A 22107-nucleotide genomic window follows, 5' to 3' on the forward strand; every position below is an offset into this window, starting at 1 on the left:
CCATGGCGCTTTCCCGACGCCGCGATCCGCGGGCGATCAACTACTGGCCGGGCTTCGTCGACGCACTCTCGACGCTGCTCATGGCGATCATGTTCCTGCTCAGCGTTTTCGTCACCGCGCAGTTCCTGCTCGGCCGGGAGATCAGCGGCAAGGACGAGGTGCTCAACCGGCTGAACAGCCAGATCAACGAACTCACCCAGCTCCTGGCGCTCGAGAAAAGCGGCAAGCAGGATCTCGAGGATTCGCTAGCCAACCTGCAGGCGTCGCTTTCACAGTCGGAAGGCGAGCGGTCCCGCCTGCAGGCCCTGCTCGACCGTGGCGCCGGCAGTGCCGAAGTCGCCGACGAAAAGATCGGCCGGCTTGGCTCCGAGCTCGAAAACGAGCGGCAGGTCAGCGCCCGGGCCATGAGTCAGATCGAACTCTTGAACCAGCAGATCGCAGCGCTTCGCAGCCAGATCGCCGCCATCGAAGGCGCACTCCAGGTATCGGAGGCGAAGGACGACGCCTCGCAGGCCAAGATAGCCGATCTCGGCCGCAGGCTGAACGTCGCCTTGGCGCAGCGTGTCCAGGAGCTCAACCGCTACCGTTCGGACTTCTTCGGCCGGCTGAGGGAAATCCTGTCGGATCGGGAAAATATCCGCATCGTCGGCGATCGTTTCGTCTTCCAGTCGGAAGTGCTCTTTCCATCGGGCGGCAGCGACCTGAACCCGGAAGGGCAGGCCGAGATGGCGAAACTTGCGACAGCCCTTCTCGACCTTGCCAAGGAGATCCCGGCTGAGATCAACTGGGTCCTGCGCGTGGACGGCCACACGGACGACGTTCAGCTGTCGGGGATAGGGCGCTTCCGGGACAATTGGGAACTGTCGTCCGCCCGCGCGACGTCCGTCGTCAAGTTCCTGATCTCGAAAGGCGTTCCGGCGGACCGGCTGGTGGCGGCCGGCTTCGGGGAGTATCAACCCATCGCACCGGGCGGAAGCCAGGAAGCACGCGCGCAGAACCGCCGCATCGAGCTCAAGCTCACGGAGAAATAGGCGCGGGCGAGCCGACGAACAGTGCTTCTGCGCCGTGATCGAACTGGAGCCGCGCGAGCTTCGCATAAAGCCCGCCCTGGCGGATCAGCGACTCGTGGGTTCCTTCCTCGACGATACGGCCGTGCTCCATTACCAGAATGCGATCCGCCTTCAGCACGGTGGCGAGCCGATGGGCGATGACGAGCGTCGTGCGCTCCTGCATCAGGTTCTCAAGCGCCTTCTGCACCAGCGTTTCGCTCTCCGCATCGAGCGCCGAGGTCGCCTCGTCGAGAAGAAGGATCGGAGCATTTTTCAGGATGGCGCGGGCGATTGCGATGCGCTGGCGTTGACCGCCCGAAAGGGTCACCCCGCGCTCGCCGACCAGCGTGTCGTAGCCCTGGTCCAGCCTGCCGATGAACTCTTCGGCCTGCGCTGCGACGGCGGCGGCGCGCACCGCTTCACGGCTTGCGTCCGGCACGCCGAAGGCGATGTTGTCGTGCACCGAAGTGGCGAAGATGGTCACGTCCTGCGGCACGATCGCAAGTCTCTCCCGCAGATCCTCGGGATGGACGGCGCGTACGTCCGTACCGTCGACGCGGATGGTGCCTTTCGCCGGGTCGTAATAACGCAGGAGCATCGAGAAGACCGTGCTCTTGCCGGCGCCGGACGGGCCGACGATGGCCACCGTCTCGCCCGGTCTTACCGCAAAGCTCAAGCCCCGGAGGCTCTTATAGTCCGGCCGGGCGGGATAGGCGAAGTGGACACCGTCGAACTCCACCGCACCCGCGGCAGGGACGGGCATTGCGACCGGATGCTCGGGCGCCCCGATCTCCGGCACTTCGCTCAGAAGCTCGTTCAGACGCTCGGCGGCCCCCGCCGCCTGCGAGAGCTCTCCCCACACTTCCGAGAGTGCGCCGAGGCTGCCTGCCGCAAAAACGGAATAGAGCAGGAACTGACCGAGCGTCCCCGCGGAAAGCGAGCCCGCCAGGACGTCCCGCGCACCGAACCAGAGCACGGCGACGACGCTTCCGAAGACCATGGTGATGGCAAAGGCGGTCAGCACCGAGCGCGCTTTGGTCGCAGCGCGCGCGGCGCGATAGGCAGCCTCCACAGCGCTGCCGTAGCGCGAGCGCGCGCTCTCCTCACCGTTGAAGGCCTGCACGGTGCGGGTGGCGGCGATCGCTTCCCCGGCATAGGCGGAGGCGGCCGCGAGCATGTCCTGCGCTTCGCGGGAACGCCGGCGTACCGAGCGTCCGAAGCCGACGAGGGGGAAGACGATGAGGGGGATCGCCGCAAGCACGAGGCTCGAAAGCTTCGGGCTCGTATAGACCATCATGCCCATTGCGCCGAGACAGAGGATAAGGTTGCGCAGCGCCACCGATGCCGTCGCACCCACTGCCGACTTGATCTGAGTCGCGTCGGCCGTCAGCCGCGAGACGATTTCGCCGGACTGATTGACGTCGAAGAATGAGGCCGAGAGCTGCATGACGCGTGCGAAGACGTCGCGTCTGAGATCGGCGACGATGCGCTCGCCGAGCGAGATCACGAAGTAATAGCGGGCGGCACTGGCAAGGGCGAGGACCACTGCAAGCACCATCAGCATGGAGAAATAGGTGTTGATGAAGCCGGAATCGGAGCTGGAGAAGCCGTGATCGATCATCCGTCGAACGGCCAGCGGCAGGGTCAGCGTGGTGGCCGCTGCGACGGTCAGAGAGACGGCGGCGCCGATCGCGAGGCCGCGGTAACGCGAGAGATAAGGCAGCACGGTTGCGAGCGGGCGGATGGACCTGCGCGCCGGCGGTTGTTTTTCTTGTCTTGGCACATAGCCCCCCGTTCGCCTGTCACGGGGCCACAGGCCTGTGCGCCGCCGAGGCGCCAGAGCTGTGCGACTGCGATCTGCTGGCGCCCCGGACCGTGCCGATCCGACGAACCATGCAGAGATCACAAGTCTTCCGCGCGGCACTTGTTATCCCGCAGACCTTCATGTATAGGCACGGCATCGAATTGGGAAGCCGCGGCCCAAGAGCGGTCTGCGGCTTCATTTACGTGTTCGGTCCCAAAGTCGCAATGCCTTGCGACAATTGGACCCTGGAACTCTAGGAAGATTGTTATGAAGGCAGACATCCATCCCGACTACCACACGATCAAGGTTGTCATGACCGACGGCACCGAATACGAAACCCGCTCGACCTGGGGTACGGAAGGTGCGACCATGAACCTGGAAATCGACCCCAAGTCGCATCCGGCCTGGACCGGCGGCAACCAGCAGCTCGTCGACCGCGGCGGCCGCGTCTCCAAGTTCAAGAAGCGCTTCGAAGGCCTCGGCCTCTGATTCAGCCGCTCGACAGCGTGTCTCGAAGCCCGGCATTGCCGGGCTTTTTTGTTGGCTGCCGCTCTTTCCTGCCCGGCTTCGGGCAGGTGCTTTCTCGCTCAAGTCGTCCGTGCATGGATCCTCGGGCTTGACCCTGGCTTGACGCGAGGATCCAACCGCAATCACGCCCGCGCCAACAAAAAACCCGGCACATGGCCGGGCTTTGGCTTACAGCGGCAGGGTTCTGCCTCGCTCAACTCGCTCCGAAGGCCGTCTGCAGCAGCTTGATCTGCGCCTTGACGCCGTTCTGGTTGTCCGGAACGAAGCTCGTTGCTTCCTGCGGCCGATAAATCTCGCGGTCGAGCAATGCGACCCGGTTCTGCAGCCGGAGCGACCGCTCGATGAGCTCGCGGAAGCTCTCTGGCAGATCGTGCCAGCCCGGCGCGCTGCGGTCGACGTTGAAGCTGTCAAGTCGCACCTTGCTCTTTTCCGACAGCACCTGCTCGCGGCTCATCTCGCCATTGTTGACGGCGCGCTGCAGCAGGAGCCATGACGCCATCTGCATCAGCCGGGTGGTGAGGCGCATCGACTCGGCAGCATAGAGAACGGATGCCATGCGCGGCAGCACCTTGGCGGCGGTGCGTCCAGGGCCATCGAGATAGCTTGCCGTTTCCTCGACCAGGCCCATCCCTTCAGCGTAGAGCGCCTTGAACTGCGCCGAAGACGCAGCGTGACCGGCGAAACTGACGGTATTCAATCCTCTTTCGGACATGCCTGTATTCCCTGGTTCCAACGCATCACAACTGTCAGGAAACGGGCGGCTCTGGGAAAAGTTTCCTGAGGCCCCTCCATGCTCGAAGAATGATCCCATACCGCATTCCGCGCAAGAGCATTCTTAAGAAAGGGTTAATCTCCACACTTCTTTGGAGGCCGCTCTGTCGCAAAGCAAAAAAAGAGCCGCGTGAAGCGGCTCTCAAGGTAAAACAGGGAGAAAAATCAGACCCATTCGCCAGTCGGTGAAATTGTCTAAGTCCGGAAGGACCGGATGCTCGGACAATCGCAGAAAATGCTTAATTTGCGGTTAAAGCCCAAGCATTCTTCTGGATTAAAAGTCCGCAATCATTCCAGCCCGCGCTCACCGGAAAAGGCTTTCGGCGGCCGAACGGCTCGCCGACTTGCGCTGTCTTTCCGCTTCGAGCCTTGCAATTTCCTCCGTCAGAAGCGCGATGCGCGCGGTCAGTTCGTCCACGGAGAGCAGCGAAAGATCGCTGCCGATCTCGTGTTCGGTCTTCTTTTTCGGTTGGTCATCGTCAAACAGGCTCATTCGATCTCTCCTCTTCCTGGGGATCGTCGGCGCCTTCGTCCGGCAGTTCCTCCAGCGGAGCCGCACGCGGCGAGAGCTGCAGGCTCTCCGGCGTCGTCGCCGTGCCGGCATTGACCGGCGAGAAGTTCTCGCGCTCGGCCGCGGGCACCGGTGCGCGCCGGCGGCTGCGGACGATCGCATAGGCAGTGATGAGCATATGCGCACAGGCCGTGATCATGAAGAGGCCATAAGGCCCGCTGGCGGTCATTATCGGCCCGCCGATCGTCGGGCCGATAATCGTGCCGATGCCGTAGAGCAGCAGGAGCCCGCCCGAAACCTTCACGAAATCCTCGGGGGTCGCGAAGTCGTTGGCGTGGGAAACCGCGATCGGGTAGAGCGCATTGGCGGCTGCGCCGTAGATCGCGATCAACGTCAGAACGATCCAGACCTGACCGGGCTCGACGAGGAAGATCAGGAGGCCGGCGAAAGCGCCGACGCCTGCGAGCGCGGCAAGCACATAGCGGCGGTCGATGCGGTCGGAGATGCGGCCGGCCGGCAGTTGCATGACGGCGCCCGAGAAGATCGCGACGCTCATCATCGCCGCGACGGTGCTGTCCGACAGCCCGGCCTGGCGGCCGAAGACGGCGCCGAGCGTGCCGAAGGCACCGTTGGCGATGCCGATGAGCAGGATGCCGAGGAAGGAAACCGGCGAATTGCGGTAGAGGCCGCGCAGGTCGAGGCGGACCTGTTTCAGCGGCTGCGGCGAAGCGGCCCTGGACAACAGCGTCGGCAGCATCGCTACGCAATAGAGAATGCCGCAGATCATGAAGAAGAAGGTCGTGGACGTCTCGCCGAAGGGAATCATCATCTGGCCGCCGACGACGCCGAAAAGGGTGATGGCGATATAGAGCGAGAAGATCACGCCGCGGCTCTCATTGGTGGCGCGCTCGTTCAGCCAGCTTTCGATGATCATCGACGTTCCGGCAGTGGAGAAACCCGTGACCGCGCGCAGCGCCAGCCACCAGACCGGGTCGATCAGAATGCCCGTCAGCAGGGAAACGATGGCGATCAGGGCCGTGAACACGCTGAAGGCGCGCACATGCCCGATGCGCTTGACGACATTCGGAGCGAAGAAGCAGCCAAGCACGAAACCGGTGGCCCAGAGCGTGCCGAACAGACCGAGGATGGTCGTCGGATAGCCCTCCGCGGTGCCGCGCACCGGCAGGAGCAGGCCCTGCAGACCGTTTCCGAGGAAGAGAAACAGGGTGCCAAGCAGCAGCGCGGCAACGGGAAGCAGGTTATTTCTCATCGTCCACCCGGAATTCGTTCGCCCTTCGGCGTGTCGTGACGAGGACCGCCGCTCTGCCGATGGAAATCAATACCACCGGTCATTGCAAATCGACGGCGAAAACAATAGCCCTCTATGCGACGAAAAGTGACGTCCGTATGACGTCGCTCCCATTGCAGCGGATCTTCCCGGAAATGAGCGAATGTCAAAGGCACTGACGGTTCTCCTGCTGCTGGCCATGTGCGTCCAGCTCATCAAGCCGCTCGGCTATCCGGGACTGCGGCAGCGCCGCGATTTCTGGAAGATTGCCGTCTTCGCCATCGTCGTGATGATGGTCACGGTGCTCGTGCGTCCCTGAGCCTCCTGCGTGCCGCACGAGATTTAGAAGTCCGGCGACTTCGGCGTTCCTTGAGAAACAGCAACTTGGGAAAGGGCCGCGCTATTGTGGCGCTCAAGTTGCTCTATCTCCGCACGACATGACGACAGGAAAAGGTTAAATTACCGTGCTCGGCCACAAGATGAAGATCGAGGCTCTGTTGGAACGTCGTCTCACCGCCATTCTCGCAGCCGATGTCGTGGGCTACAGCCGCCTCATGGGAGCGGATGAGGCCGGGACGCTCGCGGCGCTGAAGCGCCATCGCCGCGAGCTGCTGGAACCAAAGATCGCCGAACATAAAGGCCGAATCGTCAAACTGGCGGGAGACAGCATGCTCGTCGAGTTTTCGAGCGTGGTGAACGCTGTTGCCTGTGCCGCTGCGATTCAGCGCGGTATGCTCGCCTGCAACGAAGGCTTGCCGAAAAGCAGGCGCATCGAACTCAGGATCGGCATTCATCTCGGCGACGTGATCGTCGAGGACGGCGACATCTTCGGCGATGGCGTCAATGTCGCGGCGCGCCTCGAAGGGCTCGCCGATCCTTCCGGCATCGCCGTTTCTGCGTCCGTACGGGACCATGTCGGCTCGAGACTCGATGTCGGTTTCATCGACAAGGGCGAATACAGCCTGAAGAACATCGCATCGACCGTCCGCGTCTATACGGTGTCGCTCGGCGGCAATTCGCTCGGCAAGCGTGGGGAGCCGTCCGGCGTCGTCGACCGCGGCTACGAATTATCGATCGCCGTCCTGCCCTTCACCAATATGAGCCATGATCCCGAGCAGGAATATTTCTCCGACGGCATCACAGAGGACGTCATCACCGACCTTTCGAAGATTTCGCGCCTGCACGTCGTCGCCCGCAACACCGTCTTCACTTACAAGGGCAAGTCCGTGAAGGTTAAGCAGATCGCCCATGAACTCGGCGTTCGCTTCATCCTCGAGGGCAGCGTGCGCAAGGCGGGCGGGCGTGTGCGCATCACCGGCCAGTTGATCGACGCGCAGACCGGCGGGCATCTGTGGGCCGACCGCTACGACCGCGATCTGACGGATATTTTCGCGATTCAGGACGAGATCACTCATGCCATCGTCGACCAGCTCAAGATAAAGCTTCTGCCGGAGGAAAAGAGAGCGATCGAAAGCGACCCGACGACCTCGGTCGAGGCCTATACGTACTATCTCCGCGGTCGTCAGTTCTCCCATACGTGGACCCGGCCCTATCTGCTGCTCGCACGCCGCATGTTCCTGAAGGCCGTCGAACTCGACCCGAACTATGCGCGTGCCTATGCCGGCATCGCCGAGTGCGAATGTGCGATCAGGGACTGGCACGAAAAGGAGTTCCCGCTGGAGAGCATACTCGACATGAGCGCCAGGGCGCTCGCGCTCGATCCGAACCTGGCGGAAGCGCATGCCTCGCGCGGGCTCGCATTGAACCACCACGGCCAGACGGAAGAGGCAAACCGTGAGTTTCTGCAGGCTCTGGCGCTCGATCCTTCGCTCTATGAGGCGAATCTCTATTATGGCCGTTTCCTCTTTGCGCAGGGCCGATTCCGGGAAGCGATCGGGTTCTTCGAGCGCGCGGCGGAAATCCGGTCGGACGATTACTTTTCGCCGATCCATTTGATGGGTTGCCATCTGTCCCTTGGTATGGAGACCGAGCGCCAGCGCTGGGCGCGGATCGGCATCGAAAGAGCGCAAAGCGCAATGGAGCGGAACCCCGAAAATGCCAGCCCGGCGCATCGCGGTGCATTGGCGCTGGCGCATATGGGCGAGGCGGAACGTGCGAAAGAATGGGTATCTCGCGCGCTGGCGATCGATCCGGACGATATCGTCGCGCGGTACAATGCAGCCTGCGTCCATTCCCTCCTCGGTGAGGGCGAGCGCGCGCTGGAACTGCTGGAAACCGTGGTGCCGCTGAGCTCCAGCTACCATGTCCAGTGGTTCAACCAGGATCCGGACCTGGACCTCATACGCGACGATCCGCGCTTCCGCGCGCTCCTCGACGCGCTCACAGAGTGCAAGGTCGGGAGGCGCTGAACATTCCGGCGATCAGATCAAGATCTCCCCGCGCATCGCCGAAACGCAGTCGCCCGAGACGCTGACGTTGCGGACTGTGCCGTTCCTCTTGTCGACACCGACCGTGATGAGGCTGCGGCGACCCATTTCCACGCCCTGTTCGATGACGAGTTCGGCCTTCGCGTCGGCCTCGGGAAGCAGCGAGACGAGGTAAGCGCCGAGCGCCGCCGAAGCGCTGCCGGTTGCCGGGTCCTCGATGACGTTGTCGAGCGGAGCGAACATGCGTGCCCTTATATGGCCGGGCCGCTCGCGCGTATGGGCATAGAGAAACAGGCTGAAGCTGTCTTCCGCAAGCGGATAGCGGCTATTCGCCTCCTCGAAGGCCGAGACGTTCGGCCGCGCTGTCGAAAGGGCATCGACGTCGCGCACCTCGGCGACCGAGAAGGGCAGGCCGACCGAAATGCGCACCGGCGGATGAGTTCGGTCGACGAGGTCGTCCTGGCGCAGCGATGCGCAGGCGGCAATCGTCGCGGCGTCTATGGCGGGTCCGATTTGCAGCGCCTGCGGGGCGACGATTCTTGCGCCCGTGACGATGCCGTCACTGCCGAGAAGGGTCACTTCGACAAGGCCCGCTTTTTCCTCGAAACGCAATGCGCCGCCCGGCTTGCGGCCGAAGACTTCCCGTTGCCGGCCGAGCACGAAGGCCGTGCCGACATTCGGGTGGCCGGCGAAAGGCACTTCGGTCGTCGGCGTGAAGATGCGCACGCGCGCGGTGTTCTCCGGATTTTCGGGCGGAAGGACGAAGGTGACTTCGGAATAGCCGAACTCCGTGGCGATCGCCTGCATCTGGGCGTCGCACAAGACCCGTGCATCCGGGATGACGGCAAGCTGATTGCCGGCGAAACGGTCGGTCGTGAAGACGTCGACGGTAATGAAGGAGACGGTGTTCATGGGCCCTCCGGTCGGTCGCAGATGGCGTAGATTTAAAGTCGTCGCCGGCGCCGCTGAACAGCGAACTTGTCTCCCTGACAATTGTCGAGGCAGCAAGGCGGCGCCATAAAAAAAGGCCCGGCGGCATCGCTGTCACCGGGCCTCTCCTCGCTCCCTCGAACTATTCTGGCGCTCAGGCGGCTTTTTCGAAGTCCTTCGTCCAGCTTCCCTTGGCGGCGAGGCTGCACATCTTGGCGCGATGGGCGAAGGCGCGCTGCCCGGCCGCGACGTTTTCCGACTTGCCGCCCCAGGCATTGAGCGCTTCCTGCTGCAGCGCCCGGCCATAGGAGAAGGTAAGCTTCCAGGGCAGGTCGTGCGCCGCGTTCATGGCTGAAAGGTGCGCCGTCGCCTCTTCGGTCGACTGGCCGCCGGAGAGGAAGGCGATGCCGGGAACAGCCGCCGGAACGGTGCGCTTCAGCACCTTGATGGTGCGTTCGGCGACCTCATCGACGGAAGCTTTGCGCGCCTTCTTGCCGTCGATCACCATGCTCGGTTTCAGGATCATGCCTTCGAGGCTGACGCGGAGTTCGCCAAGTTCCTCGAAGACGGTGCGCAGGACCCATTCGGTGACCTCTTCCGAGCGCTCGATCGAGTGATCGCCGGGGGCGCCATCCATCAGCACTTCCGGCTCCACGATCGGTACGATCTTCGCCTCCTGGCACAGCGCGGCATAGCGGGCGAGCGCATGGGCATTGGCCCTGATCGCGCCCCAGGTCGGAAGAGCGTCGGAAATCGCAATCACGCCCCGCCATTTGGCGAAGCGGGCGCCGGCTTCATGATATCTGGCAAGGCGGGCGGCGAGCCCGTCGAGGCCTTCGGTTACCGTTTCGTTCGGGAAATGGGCCATCGGCTTGGCACCGGTGTCGACCTTGATCCCCGGGATCGAGCCCGCATTGCGGATGACGTCGGTGAGGGGCGTGCCGTCTGCAGCCTTCTGGAACAGTGTTTCCTCATAGAGGATGACGCCGGAGATATACTCGCGCATCGCATCGTCCGAGCGCAGCAGCATCTCGCGATAGTCGCGGCGCGACGTCTCGGTGGACTCCAGGCCGATGCTGTCGAAGCGCTTCTTGATCGTCGCGGTCGACTCGTCGGCCGCAAGCAGGCCGCGGCCGTTTGCCACCATGGCAACCGCAATGTCTTCCAGTCTTTCGCTCATATTCTTCTCCTACACACAGCGCTGATCAGCAATCGGAACAGCGAATGAAACCAATCTCGGAGCGAGGCGCAGAACCGTCTTTCGCGCCCCGGGAACAAAGCCGCGTTAACAGAAGATACCGTGCGGGAAAATGGCAGTAAAACGGGCTAAAACGATTTAAATAATTTTAATCGTTTGAAAAATCGTAATTATTTTGGGTGGCTTGGTTCCGGCGCGAAGGTGCATGTCACCTGCATGACGAGGCGTTCGAATCTGGATCAACTTGTCGGGTTCAGCTATCGAGGCGATAGGCGCGTCGCATGAGTAATTCAATGCGACGCACCTTGCATGCAGAGCACCGTAGCGGGGCTCAGTTCCGCTGCCGGAGAATATCGACGCCCGGCAGGGGCTTGCCTTCCATCCATTCGAGGAAGGCGCCGCCGGCGGTCGAGACATAGGTGAAATCGTCCGCGACCTCGGCATGGTTGAGCGCTGCGACCGTGTCGCCGCCCCCGGCGACGGAGACGAGCGAGCCTGCGCGCGTGCGGGATGCCGTGTGTTTCGCGGCTGCCACGGTCGCCCTGTCGAACGGCGCGATCTCGAAGGCGCCGAGCGGGCCGTTCCACACGAGGGTTTCGGCGCGGGAGATCCATTCGTTGATGGCATCGATCGATTTCGGCCCGACGTCGAGCACCATGGCGTCGGCAGGGATGGCGTTGATATCGACGGCCTCGTTGTCCGCACCGGCCTTGAACTCACGGGCAACGACGCCGTCGACGGGAAGAACGATTGCGCATCCCGCTTCCGAGGCGGCCGCGAGGATGGCCTTGGCGGTCTCCGCAAGATCGTGCTCGCAGAGCGACTTTCCGACATCGACGCCTTGCGCCGCGAGGAAGGTGTTGGCCATGCCGCCCCCGATGACGAGCGCGTCGACCTTCTTCACGAGGTTCTGCAGAAGGTCGATCTTGGTCGAGACCTTGGCGCCGCCGACGATCGCAACCACCGGGCGCTTCGGATTGCCGAGTCCCTTTTCAAGCGCTTCGAGCTCCGTCTGCATGGTGCGGCCGGCATAGGCGGGAAGGTGATGAGCAAGCCCTTCGGTCGAGGCGTGGGCGCGATGGGCGGCGGAGAAGGCGTCGTTGACATAGATGTCGCCATTGGCGGCGAGCGCCGTCACGAAGTCCGGATCGTTCTTCTCCTCGCCTTTGTGGAAGCGGGTATTCTCGAGCAGCAGCACTTCGCCGTCGTTCAATTCGGCAATGGCGTTGGCGGCCTTGTCGCCGATGCAGTCGGCAGCGAAATAGACGCGCTGGTCGAGAATCTCCTCGACGGCGGGGGCGATCGCCTTCAGCGACATGCCGGCGACGGGCTCGCCCTTCGGCCGGCCGAAATGCGCGAGCAGAACGACTTTCGCGCCCTTCTCGGAGAGTTCGCGAATGGTCGGCGCCACGCGCTCGATGCGGGTGGTGTCGGTCACCTGATTGTCCTTGACAGGCACGTTCAGATCGACGCGCACGAGAACGCGCTTGCCGGCAATGTCGGTCAGATCGTCGAGAGTCTTGAAAGTCATCAGATGGTCTCCGGTGATAGTCTCTGGAATAGGGTAGGGTAGTCGATGACGAGGCCATCCTCGTCGACTGGCAGGTCCGCCGTGAAGCTGCCGTCCGCCGCCTCGTAACGGTAGAGCTTGCCGTCGTCGAGGCAGGTGTAATGCTGACCGTCGACGGTCGGTTCGAAGCTGTCGAAGGGCACGTAAAGCATGTCGAGCCTGGCGGTGCCGGATTGCCGGGTGAGGCCCAGGCGGCGGATCGGCAGCGTATTCGTGAAGGGCGTGCCGGCGAGGTCGATATCGATGCAACCGTCGAATTGCAGCAAGGCCGTTCCGTCTGCTTTGCGCCAATGGCCGTGCCCATCGGACATGAGGTGCAGCCTCAGCCCTTGGGTCGTCTCTATGAGAAAGGAAAAGACGCGCCAGCCGGCATCGCAGTCGATTCGGTAGCGGACGCCATAGGCCGTTGCGCCGCGTTCGCCGATGAGAACGCTTTCGGCGCGGATGGCCGCGCCGAGCGATGTGTCGAAAGTCCTGAGCGTCAGATGTTCGAGCCCTTCCCCTTCGAGCGGGCGCCAGCGCACCGTCGTTGAGGAAAGGGCCCGGAACATCGGTCTTAGAGGAGCTTGCTCAGGGCAACCGCCGTATCCGCCATGCGGTTCGAGAAGCCCCATTCATTGTCGTACCAGGACAGGATCGACACGAACTTGCCTTCCATCACCTTGGTCTGGTCCATGTGGAAGACCGAGGAATGCGGGTCGTGGTTGAAGTCGACCGAGACGTTCGGCTGAAGCGTGTAGCCGAGAACGCCCTTGAGCGGGCCGTCGGCGGCAGCCTTGATGGCGGCGTTGATCTCTTCCTTGGTCGTCTCGCGCTTGGCGACGAATTTCAGGTCGACCACCGAGACGTTCGGGGTCGGCACGCGCACCGAGATACCGTCGAGCTTGCCCTTGAGCTCCGGCAGAACGAGGCCGACCGCCTTGGCCGCACCCGTGGAGGTCGGGATCATCGACAGCGCCGCGGCGCGGGCGCGGTAGAGATCCTTGTGCATCTGGTCGAGCGACGGCTGGTCGTTGGTGTAGGAGTGGATCGTGGTCATCATGCCGTGATCGATGCCGATGGCATCGTGCAGCACCTTGGCGACCGGTACCAGGCAGTTGGTCGTGCAGGATGCGTTGGAGATGACGAGATGATCCTTCGTCAGCTTGTCGTGGTTGACGCCGTAGACGACGGTCAGGTCCGCACCGTCGGCCGGGGCCGAGACGATGACGCGCTTGGCGCCGGCTTCCAGGTGAGCGGCTGCCTTGTCACGGGCGGTGAAGATGCCGGTGCACTCCATCGCGATGTCGACGCCGAGTTCCTTGTGCGGCAGTTCCGCCGGATTGCGGATCGCGGTCACCTTGATCGGCTTGCCGTTGTTGATGACGATCGCGTCGCCGTCGACCTTCACGTCGGCCGGGAAGCGGCCGTGGATGGAATCGAAGCGCAGCAGGTGAGCATTGGTCTCGACCGGACCGAGGTCGTTGATGGCAACGACTTCAATGTCGGTGCGGCCGGATTCGACGATGGCGCGGAGAACGTTACGGCCGATGCGGCCAAAACCGTTAATGGCGACTTTCACTGTCATATCGGGTCTCTCCCTGTCAGAATGCGTGGGGTGGAAAGGAGGGCATCGGGGAATGTCCTCCTGGCTTGATCAGGACAGCTTGGCTTCGGCGGACGCAACCACGACTTCTGGCGTAATGCCGAAGTGCTTGTAGAGATCCTTGTAGGGGCCCGAAGCACCGAAGCTCGACATGCCGATGAAGATGCCGTCATTGCCGATGAAGTGGTCCCAGCCCTGGCGGATGCCGGCTTCGACGGCAATCTTGACCGGCGACGTGCCGATGATTGCCTGCTGGTAGTCTTCGCTCTGCTCGGCGAAAAGCTCGAAGCAGGGGACGGAGACGACGCGCGTCGCAATGCCCTTGGCGGTCAGCGTCTGGCAGGCCTTGACGGCGATCTCGACTTCCGAGCCGGTGGCGAAGATCGTCACCTGCGCATCGCTTGCGGAGATCAGGTCATAGGCGCCGCGGGCGCAGAGGTTCTGCTCCTCATACTCCGTGCGCACCGCCATCAGGTTCTGGCGGGTGAGCGCAAGACCGGAGGGGCGCTTGCGGTTTTCCAGGGCAAGCTGCCAGCATTCGGCGGTCTCCGTCGCATCCGCGGGGCGGAACATCAGAAGATTGGGGATGGCCCGAAGCGCGGCCATGTGCTCGACCGGCTGGTGGGTCGGCCCGTCCTCGCCGAGACCGATGGAATCATGCGTGAGCACGTGGATGACGCGGATGCCCATGAGCGCGGCAAGGCGGATCGACGGGCGGCAGTAATCCGAGAAGATCAGGAAGCCACCGGAATAGGGGATGAGGCCGCCATGCAGCGCCATGCCGTTCATTGCGGCCGCCATGCCGTGCTCGCGCACGCCGTAGTGGATATAACGGCCGGAGAAATCGTCCGGGGTGATGGAGTGTGTCTGGCTCGTCTTGGTATTGTTGGAGCCGGTCAGGTCGGCGGAGCCGCCGATCGTCTCGGCAAGTACGCCGTTGATGACTTCCAGCGCATCCTCCGAAGCCTTTCGCGTCGCGGGCGAGGGCTTGGTCTCGGCAAGCTTCTGCTTGTAGGCGCCGATCGCCGAGGCGAGGCTGCCTTCGAGCTCGCCGGAGAAGCGGCGGACGAACTGCGCCTTCTTCTCCGCCTCTGCGGCTTCGAGCCGCTCTTCCCATTCCTTGCGCGCCTTGGCCGACCGCAGGCCTGCGATGCGCCAGGCGTCGAGCACGTCGGAGGGAACCGTGAACGCCTCGGCTTCCCAGCCGAGCGCCTTGCGGGTGGCGGCGATTTCCTCGGCGCCGAGCGGAGAACCGTGGACCTTGTGCGTACCGGCCTTGTTCGGCGCACCGAAGCCGATCACGGTCTTGCAGGCGATCATGGTCGGTTTGTCGGACTTCTGGGCTTCCTCGATCGCGGCGGCGATCGCTTCAGGATCATGGCCGTCGATGGCGATCGTGTGCCATTTGCTGGCGCGGAAGCGGGCGTGCTGGTCGGTCGAGTCGGCAATGGAGATCGGACCGTCGATCGAGATGTTGTTGTCGTCCCAAAAGACGATCAGCTTGTTGAGCTTCAGGTGGCCGGCAAGCGCGATCGCTTCCTGACTGATGCCCTCCATCAGGCAGCCGTCGCCGGCCAGCACATAGGTATAATGCTCCATCAACTCGCTGCCGAACTCCTCGCGCAGCTTGCGCTCGGCGATCGCCATGCCGACGGAATTGGCGATGCCCTGGCCGAGCGGACCGGTGGTCGTCTCGATGCCGGCGGCGTGGCCGTATTCCGGATGGCCCGCCGTGCGCGAACCCAGCTGGCGGAAGTTCTTGATCTCGTCGATGGTGATGTCGTCGTAGCCCGTGAGGTAGAGCAGCGAATAGAGCAGCATGGACCCATGGCCGGCCGACAGGACGAAGCGGTCGCGGTTCGGCCAGGCGGGGTTTTTAGGGTCGAAGCTCAGATAGCGGGTGAACAGCACTGTTGCGATATCGGCGGCGCCCATCGGGAGGCCGGGGTGGCCGGAATTTGCCTTCTCGACGGCGTCCATGGAGAGGAAGCGGATTGCATTCGCCATCCGGTCGTGTTTTTCGCGAGAGATCATGACTGTTCCGTTTGCGTTCGGTGGTCAGGGGACGGTCTCTATCCTCCAAAGACCGCATGAGAAGCGGCAGACACATAGCAGGTGCGTGAGCCGAGTCAATAAATACGGGCCCTCCGCGACCAAATGCGGCGGCCCCCGCGCGGTGCCTCTCGAACGGCAGGAACGCCGCCGGCCGGTGGCCGGTTCGGGAGGCGAAATCGACCATCCACAGCTTCCGCAGTTCAATGCCGCGCTTGGCATTGTTGAGACTTGCGTAATAGGTTTAAAAAGAAAAGGGCCGAAGTGATGAAAGCTCTACGATTCGGCCTTGGAGCGAGGCCCGTCCAGGCAAGGTGCAAGCGCTCCGCACTTTGTTTTAGGGCAGGGCGAAGCCGCTCCCCCTAGAGAGGTATCGGAAGACATGCCGGCAAAGACGGTCAACGCGGCGATCGACGAGTTGCGCAACGCGGTTCAGTCACTTGAAATCGCGATCGACGGCCGCTTCGACAAGGAAAAGGATGTGAGCGAGTTCGAAGGCGAGGTCAGGCGGGTCAATGAGGACCGGTCTCGCCTGGCACAGGAACTCGACCAATCCCAATTTCGCGCCAACCGGTTGGAAGAGGTCAATCGCGAGGTATCCCGTCGTCTCGTGACGGCGATGGAGACCATTCGCGCGGTGCTGGATCGCTGAGGTTCTGAACGTATGGCGCAGGTGACGGTAACGATCGACGGCAAGGCCTATCGCATGGCCTGCGAGGAAGGGCAGGAAGAGCACCTCGGCGACCTCGCGACCAGGTTCGACCAGTATGTCGGCCATCTGAAGGCCCAGTTCGGCGAAATAGGCGACCTCAGGATCACCGTCATGGCAGGCATCATGGTCATGGACGAGTTGAGCGAGGTCAATCGCCGGCTGAAGAGTATCGAGGCCGAAGTGGACGATCTGAAGAGAGGCCGCGACACCGCGCTTTCGGATCACACGAGAAGCGAGGAGGCGCTTGCCTCGGCGCTCGGTGAAGTGACGGCGCAGATTCAGGACATTGCCGCCAAGCTCAACGGGCGGCCGACTCCCCCGACAAATTGAGTCCGGCCTGCGATTTCGCAGAAATTATGCAACTCCACGGCATCCGGCTCTGGTGAAAAGCCCCGGGACGCTCTATATCTGCCGGGCGATCTGCGCTTCCCGACAGGAACCACAATCCCCGGGGCCATACACGATCTCAAGGGAACTGTCCCTGGCCGGACCCGTGGGTCCGGGCATACGGTGCCCACCTACCTAGTAGGTACCCGGGATCGTAAACTCTCCATCGGTCGTCGTGGATCGCACTTCTTCCCTTTCCTTCTCGCTCGGTGCCCGGAACGCGCGGCGGATTGCATCCGCCATCGCGTCGACCGTCGGCGACCGGTTCCCGCGTCTCGTCCGCAGCACGACATTCGACATATCGATGATGCCGAAGCCATCCGCCTCGGTAAGCTCGCGGCAGCCGGGCGGTATGGTGCTTCGCGACAGGGGCGCAATGGCGAGGCCTGAAACGACGGCGGCGATGAGCCCGCCGCTCGTGCGGCTCACATAGGCGACGCGGTTCTCGATATTCCGGGTCGTCAGGCTGCGCAGGGCCAGGTCGTCGCACCAGCCGCCTTCCGCATAGGTATAGGTCGCGATCGGCAGGGGCTGCCGCAAATGGGTACCATGCTGCTCGGAGGTCGCCCAAACGGTTGGGTTTACCATCAGAACCTCGCTGCGGGTTCGTCCGCCCGGCTCGAAGACGACGGCGATGTCGAGTTCTCCGGCCGCGAGCGCTGCCGAGTTGGCCATGGAGGTTTCCTGACGCACCGTCACTTCGACGCCGGGATGAATGGCCGCGAAAGCGCCGAGCGCCTTCGGCAGGGTGGAGTTGACATATTCCTCGGAAATCCCGATCCGGACGGACCCGTCGAGCGCCGGTGAGCGCATCGCCGCAGCCGTATCGTCGAGAAGGGTAACGATACGGCGTGCATTGTCGACAAGGCGCCGGCCTTCACCGGTCAGTATCACGCCACGCGAATGGCGTTCGAAGAGCGCGGATCCGATGAGATCCTCAAGCCTGCGGATCTGCATGCTGACGGCCGATTGCGTTCGCCGCACCATGTCGGCAGCGCGTGTGACATTGCCGGTGTCGGCCACCGCGAGGAAGGTTCTGAGCAGGTCGCTGTCGAGCGGTGCGGTCATGTCGCTGCCATAAGAAATGCTGATGACAGGCATGGTTGCAATTCATTTGTCACATGTCAAGGACGGCGCAAAGATGGACCTGTCGCAATCCTTCCGAGGTCCTCGCCATGCCCGTTCTGGTCGTCTCAGCACAGCCCGTCAGAAGCTCCTCCCCGCCGCTTGCGACGGCCCTTGCGCGCTGGCGGCTGTGGCTTTCGCTTCGCACGCAATGGGCGCTGGTGAGCCGCCGCGGCGACCGGCACCTTCTGGCAGACGCCGCTATCCCCGCCACGTATCGCCTCGGATGCGAGGAAGACCGGCGCCACCGTGACGCAGTCCGGCATCTGCACTGGATGCTCTGAGGCAACTTCCTTCGAGAATTGGCATCCCTCAGCCATTGTGGCACACGCGCGAGTCGCGAAGTATTGCGAAAGCGGCGCCCGCATGGTTCCGCTTCGGGGTCAAACACGCCCATGCCGATGTCGGCGTCGCCGTGTCGATCCCCGGCGGGCTGATCACGCCGATTGTCAGGAAGGCGGAGCAGAAGTCGCTGTCGGTGATCTCCAACGAGATGAAGGACCTGGCCCGGCGCGCGCGCGAGCGCAAGCTGAAGCCGGAGGAATACCAGGGCGGCACCACCGCCGTCTCCAATCTGGGTATGTTCGGGGTGAAGGATTTTTCCGCCGTCATCAACCCGCCGCATGCGACGATCCTGGCGGTCGGCGCGGGCGAGCAGCGGGCGGTGGTGAGGGACGGCGAGGTCACGGTCGCCACCGTCATGTCGGTGACGCTGTCGACCGACCACCGCGCCGTCGACGCGCTTGGCGCCGAACTCATCGCCGCCTTCAGGAAGCTGATCGGACAAGATCGATGGCGATGCTGGTGTGACTGTTCCATCTCGATAAGGGAGGCAGGTTTTATGGCAAGGTTCGGCAAAGTTGCGATCCTGCTGTTTACCGTGGCGGTTGTCGGCACAGGCTTTGGTTTGCCGGCGTCCTTTTCCGAAAAGATCGGGGCCGTTGCCTATGCAAGATCGCCGGAGACCCTGGACCGAATAGAAAGGCTGTTCGAATTCAAGGAGAGGTATGCCGAGCCTGTGGATGGTTTCATCGGAGAAACCGGTAAGCTGAAGAATTTCTGGTCGGGCAGCAAGAACGCCGATACCGAGGAGATAAGGAAAAAGCTTGGCGCGGGAAATTCTGCTTGAAAGGCGCGCCGAGGTCCTGGCGGCGGCAAAGGCAAAAATCGGCGATCTTTTCGAGGAAAGAGAGTTGAGGGTGCTCGCAGATCATATTGAAAACAAACAGTTTGGGAGCGACGCCAAGGATAAGGAGCTGGCGGGAGGAATTACCTACCAATATCGGGACGCGATCTTCAATGCGCTGTTCGGTTCCGTGCCTCTCGTTTCCGAACGCATGAAGAAGATGGGCTATAAGGATTGCTGCGAGTGAACACCAAGGGCCCGCGGACCATCCTCTGCTACGGCGATTTGCTGACGTGGGGCTTCAACGCCGAGGGCGGCCGCCATCCCTTCGAGGATCGCTGGCCGAGCGTTCTGCAGGCGACCCTGGATAAAGAATTCTGTTCATGTCATTGCCGAAGGATTGAACGGCCGCACCACTGCCTTCGATGACTACGTCGCCGGCGCGGATCGCAACGGCGCGCGTATCCTGCCTACCATCCTGATGACCCACACGCCGATCGATCTGATCGTCTTCCTGCTTGGTACCAACGACATGAAGCCTTGGATCCACGGCAATCCGGTCGCGGCGAAACAGGGTATGCAGCGCCTGATCGAGATCGTGCATGGTCACGACTATGGGTGGCCCGCGCCGCAAATCCTGATCGTGGCGCCCCCGCCGGTGAGCCGGACCGAGAACGCGGAATTCAAGGCGATGTTCGCCGACGGCGACAAGGCATCGAAACATCTGGCGCCGCTCTATGCCCAGCTTGCCGACGAAGCGGGCTGCGGCTTCTTCGATGCCGGATCGGTGGCGGCGACCACGCCGATCGACGGTGTTCATCTGGACGCGGAAAACACGCGCGCGATCGGCGCCGCGCTCGCGCCCCTCGTGCGCGTGATGCTGGAACTTTGAACGGGAGAAACACCGTGGCTGAAAATTACGACGTCATCGTCATCGGCTCGGGCCCCGGCGGCTATGTCACCGCTGTCCGCTCGGCACAGCTCGGCTTCAAGACAGCCATCGTCGAGCGCGAACATCTGGGCGGCATCTGCCTGAACTGGGGCTGCATCCCGACCAAGGCGCTGCTCCGCTCGGCCGAGATCAAGCACTACACCGCCGACAACCCGGACGCCTATGGGCTGAAGATCGACGGCAAGGTCAGCGCCGATACGGGCGCCGTGGTGGACCGCTCGCGCAAGGTCTCGCTGCGCCTGAATGGCGGCGTCGCCTTCCTGATGAAGAAGAACAAGGTGGACGTCATCTGGGGCGAGGGCAGGATCGCCAAGGCGCCGGCCGGCGACAGGCCCGGCGAGGTCGTCGTCTCCAAGACCGCCAAGAAGCCGATGGAGCCGCAACCGCCGGTTCCGAAGGGCGTGAAAGGCGAGGGCACCTATACGGCCAAGCACATCATCGTCGCCACCGGCGCGCGCCCGCGCGTGCTGCCGAGCATCGAGCCGGACGGCAAGCTGATCTGGACCTACTTCGAGGCGATGGTGCCAAAGGAGATGCCGAAGTCGCTGCTGGTTATGGGCTCGGGCGCCATCGGCATTGAGTTTGCCTATTTCTACCGCACCATGGGCGTGGACGTGACCGTCGTCGAGGTCATGCCGCAGGTGATGCCGGTGGAGGACGCCGAAGTCTCGAAATTCGCGCAGAAGCAGTTCGAGAAGCAGGGCATGAAGATCCTGCTCGAGGCCAAGGTGACGAAGGTCGAGAAGGGCGCGAACTCCGTCACGGCGACCATCGAGAAGAAGGACGGCACGGTCGAGAAGATCACCGCCGACCGGATGATCTCGGCGGTTGGCGTGCAGGGCAATATCGAAAACCTCGGCCTCGAGGCGCTCGGCGTGAAGACCGACCGCGGCTGCGTCGCCGTGGACGGCTACGGCCGCACGAACGTGGCAGGCATCTACGCCATCGGCGATGTCGCCGGCCCGCCCATGCTGGCTCACAAGGCCGAGCACGAAGGCGTTATCTGCGTGGAAAAGATCGCCGGTGTGCCGGGTGTGCACGGGCTCGACAAGTCCCCAAGATTCCCGGCTGCACCTATTGCAGTCCGCAGGTGGCCTCCGTCGGCCTCACCGAGCAGAAGGCCAAGGCCGACGGTCGCGAGATCCGCGTCGGCCGCTTCCAGTTCGGCGCCAACGGCAAGGCCATCGCGCTGGGCGAGGACCAGGGTTTCATCAAGACCATCTTCGACAAAAAGACGGGAGAACTCCTTGGCGCCCATATGTCCTCGCCACCCGGAAAGGCGCATCGGCCGGATCAGGCTGTTCAGCTGCGCAAGCCGGAATGGATTCGCGAAGGCGCCTGTCTCGCCAAAATGGGCCGAGACCCGCGAGATCGTGCGGTCGAACAAGCTGGTTACTGTCTGCGAGGAGGCTGGCTGCCCCAATATCGGCGAGTGCTGGGAGAAGAAGCACGCCACCTTCATGATCATGGGCGATATCTGCACGCGCGCCTGCGCCTTCTGCAACGTGGCGACCGGCTTTCCGCTGGCGCTCGACGCCGATGAGCCGGCGCGTGTGGCGATTGCGGTGGAGACGCTGGGGTTGGAGCATGTGGTCATCACCTCCGTGGACCGGGACGATCTGGCGGACGGCGGCGCGCAGCATTTCGCCGACGTGATCGTCGCGATCCGGGCACGCTCGCCCTCGACCACGATTGAGATTCTGACGCCGGATTTCCTGCGCAAGGCCGGCGCGCTTGAGGTCGTGGTCGCGGCCAGGCCCGACGTGTTCAACCACAATCTCGAGACGGTGCCGTCGAATTACCTGACGGTGCGGCCGGGCGCGCGCTATTTCCACTCGATCCGGCTTCTGCAGCGGGTGAAGGAGCTGGATCCGTCGATCTTCACCAAGTCCGGCATCATGGTGGGCTTGGGCGAGGAGCGGAACGAGGTGCTGCAGCTTATGGACGATCTGCGCTCGGCGGGTGTGGATTTCATGACCATCGGGCAGTACCTGCAGCCGTCGAAGAAGCACCATCCGGTGGTGCGCTTCGTGACGCCGGAGGAGTTCAAGTCCTATGAGACGGCGGCTTATGCCAAGGGTTTCCTGTTGGTCTCGTCGAGTCCGCTGACGCGTTCTTCGCATCATGCGGGC

The 22107-nt window shown here is 63.0% G+C and carries 19 protein-coding genes, 1 other RNA gene and 4 pseudogenes; 13 read left to right on the forward strand and 11 right to left on the reverse strand.

Annotation, left to right across the window (positions count from 1 at the left end; all coding sequences use genetic code 11):
* Window positions 1-2 precede the first annotated feature (2 nt).
* Window positions 3-1031 (forward strand): peptidoglycan -binding protein, encoded by a 1029-nt coding sequence (locus tag AC5J09_RS28435; protein ID WP_494299163.1) that lies wholly within the window; start codon window positions 3-5, stop codon window positions 1029-1031.
* Here AC5J09_RS28435 and AC5J09_RS28440 read toward each other — a convergent pair.
* Complete coding sequence (locus AC5J09_RS28440) at window positions 1018-2832, reverse strand: ABC transporter transmembrane domain-containing protein (protein ID WP_494299164.1); 1815 nt, start codon at window positions 2830-2832, stop codon at window positions 1018-1020. The genes AC5J09_RS28435 and AC5J09_RS28440 overlap by 14 nt on opposite strands.
* A 288-nt stretch (window positions 2833-3120) precedes the next feature.
* Between AC5J09_RS28440 and rpmE the strand changes: the two genes are divergently transcribed.
* Window positions 3121-3342 (forward strand): 50S ribosomal protein L31, encoded by a 222-nt coding sequence (rpmE, locus tag AC5J09_RS28445; protein WP_010970183.1) that lies wholly within the window; start codon window positions 3121-3123, stop codon window positions 3340-3342.
* A gap of 232 nt (window positions 3343-3574) precedes the next feature.
* Here rpmE and rcdA read toward each other — a convergent pair whose 3' ends face one another.
* The 3 genes from rcdA to AC5J09_RS28460 all read right to left on the reverse strand — a co-directional run bounded on the left by rcdA (window position 3575) and on the right by AC5J09_RS28460 (window position 5933).
* Window positions 3575-4093, reverse strand: coding sequence for a protease adaptor protein RcdA (gene rcdA, locus AC5J09_RS28450; protein ID WP_494299165.1), 519 nt, complete (start codon window positions 4091-4093; stop codon window positions 3575-3577).
* Window positions 4094-4456: 363 nt separating this feature from the next.
* A complete protein-coding gene (locus AC5J09_RS28455; RefSeq protein ID WP_018096816.1) occupies window positions 4457-4645 on the reverse strand; it encodes a DUF1192 domain-containing protein in 189 nt (62 codons plus the stop codon).
* Complete coding sequence (locus AC5J09_RS28460; protein WP_100672964.1) at window positions 4632-5933, reverse strand: MFS transporter; 1302 nt, start codon at window positions 5931-5933, stop codon at window positions 4632-4634. Before AC5J09_RS28460 ends, AC5J09_RS28455 begins: the two co-directional genes overlap by 14 nt.
* A gap of 181 nt (window positions 5934-6114) precedes the next feature.
* Between AC5J09_RS28460 and AC5J09_RS28465 the strand changes: the two genes are divergently transcribed.
* Window positions 6115-6270: a hypothetical protein gene (locus AC5J09_RS28465; RefSeq protein ID WP_018096818.1), complete on the forward strand. Its 156-nt coding sequence runs from the start codon at window positions 6115-6117 to the stop codon at window positions 6268-6270.
* 145 nt (window positions 6271-6415) lie between these two features.
* On the forward strand, window positions 6416-8320 hold the full coding sequence (locus tag AC5J09_RS28470; protein ID WP_494299166.1) for a TPR end-of-group domain-containing protein: 1905 nt from the start codon (window positions 6416-6418) through the stop codon (window positions 8318-8320).
* Between the two features lie 12 nt (window positions 8321-8332).
* Here AC5J09_RS28470 and AC5J09_RS28475 read toward each other — a convergent pair whose 3' ends face one another.
* The 6 genes from AC5J09_RS28475 to tkt form a co-directional block, all read right to left on the reverse strand.
* Window positions 8333-9250 (reverse strand): PhzF family phenazine biosynthesis protein, encoded by a 918-nt coding sequence (locus tag AC5J09_RS28475; RefSeq protein ID WP_494299167.1) that lies wholly within the window; start codon window positions 9248-9250, stop codon window positions 8333-8335.
* 172 nt (window positions 9251-9422) lie between these two features.
* Window positions 9423-10448, reverse strand: coding sequence for a class I fructose-bisphosphate aldolase (locus tag AC5J09_RS28480; protein WP_018096821.1), 1026 nt, complete (start codon window positions 10446-10448; stop codon window positions 9423-9425).
* Between the two features lie 349 nt (window positions 10449-10797).
* Window positions 10798-11997: a phosphoglycerate kinase gene (locus tag AC5J09_RS28485; RefSeq protein ID WP_494299168.1), complete on the reverse strand. Its 1200-nt coding sequence runs from the start codon at window positions 11995-11997 to the stop codon at window positions 10798-10800.
* Window positions 11997-12587, reverse strand: coding sequence for a putative glycolipid-binding domain-containing protein (locus AC5J09_RS28490; protein ID WP_494299169.1), 591 nt, complete (start codon window positions 12585-12587; stop codon window positions 11997-11999). The genes AC5J09_RS28485 and AC5J09_RS28490 overlap by 1 nt, the downstream gene beginning before the upstream one ends.
* A gap of 5 nt (window positions 12588-12592) precedes the next feature.
* Entirely contained in the window at window positions 12593-13603 is a 1011-nt protein-coding gene (gene gap, locus AC5J09_RS28495; RefSeq protein ID WP_018096824.1) for a type I glyceraldehyde-3-phosphate dehydrogenase, read from the reverse strand.
* Window positions 13604-13672: 69 nt separating this feature from the next.
* Complete coding sequence (gene tkt / locus AC5J09_RS28500; protein ID WP_018096825.1) at window positions 13673-15655, reverse strand: transketolase; 1983 nt, start codon at window positions 15653-15655, stop codon at window positions 13673-13675.
* Window positions 15656-16055: 400 nt separating this feature from the next.
* On the opposite strand from tkt, the gene AC5J09_RS28505 reads away from it, so the two are divergent.
* The 3 genes from AC5J09_RS28505 (at window position 16056) to ssrS (ending at window position 16958) form a co-directional block, all read left to right on the forward strand.
* Window positions 16056-16325: a DUF4164 domain-containing protein gene (locus tag AC5J09_RS28505; protein ID WP_494299170.1), complete on the forward strand. Its 270-nt coding sequence runs from the start codon at window positions 16056-16058 to the stop codon at window positions 16323-16325.
* A 12-nt stretch (window positions 16326-16337) separates the two neighbouring features.
* Window positions 16338-16715: a cell division protein ZapA gene (locus AC5J09_RS28510; protein ID WP_018096827.1), complete on the forward strand. Its 378-nt coding sequence runs from the start codon at window positions 16338-16340 to the stop codon at window positions 16713-16715.
* Window positions 16716-16799: 84 nt separating this feature from the next.
* Window positions 16800-16958: non-coding RNA, 6S RNA (gene ssrS / locus AC5J09_RS28515), on the forward strand.
* Window positions 16959-17048: 90 nt separating this feature from the next.
* Here ssrS and AC5J09_RS28520 read toward each other — a convergent pair.
* A pseudogene (locus AC5J09_RS28520) lies at window positions 17049-17873 on the reverse strand (LysR family transcriptional regulator); the annotation flags it as partial.
* Between the two features lie 74 nt (window positions 17874-17947).
* Here AC5J09_RS28520 and AC5J09_RS28525 point away from each other — a divergent pair.
* The 6 genes and pseudogenes from AC5J09_RS28525 to lipA all read left to right on the forward strand — a co-directional run.
* Entirely contained in the window at window positions 17948-18181 is a 234-nt protein-coding gene (locus AC5J09_RS28525; RefSeq protein ID WP_100672971.1) for a hypothetical protein, read from the forward strand.
* Between the two features lie 101 nt (window positions 18182-18282).
* A pseudogene (locus tag AC5J09_RS28530) lies at window positions 18283-18678 on the forward strand (2-oxo acid dehydrogenase subunit E2); the annotation flags it as partial.
* 325 nt (window positions 18679-19003) lie between these two features.
* A complete protein-coding gene (locus AC5J09_RS28535; RefSeq protein ID WP_494299171.1) occupies window positions 19004-19270 on the forward strand; it encodes a hypothetical protein in 267 nt (88 codons plus the stop codon).
* Window positions 19267-19915: pseudogene (locus AC5J09_RS28540) on the forward strand (SGNH/GDSL hydrolase family protein). Before AC5J09_RS28535 ends, AC5J09_RS28540 begins: the two are co-directional and overlap by 4 nt.
* 14 nt (window positions 19916-19929) lie before the next feature.
* Window positions 19930-21236 (forward strand): annotated as a pseudogene (gene lpdA / locus AC5J09_RS28545) (dihydrolipoyl dehydrogenase); the annotation flags it as partial.
* Window positions 21237-21348: 112 nt separating this feature from the next.
* The coding region (gene lipA, locus AC5J09_RS28550) for a lipoyl synthase (protein WP_494299172.1) at window positions 21349-22107 on the forward strand (759 nt) is incomplete at its 3' end.

This window comes from Sinorhizobium sp. (assembly GCF_059070375.1).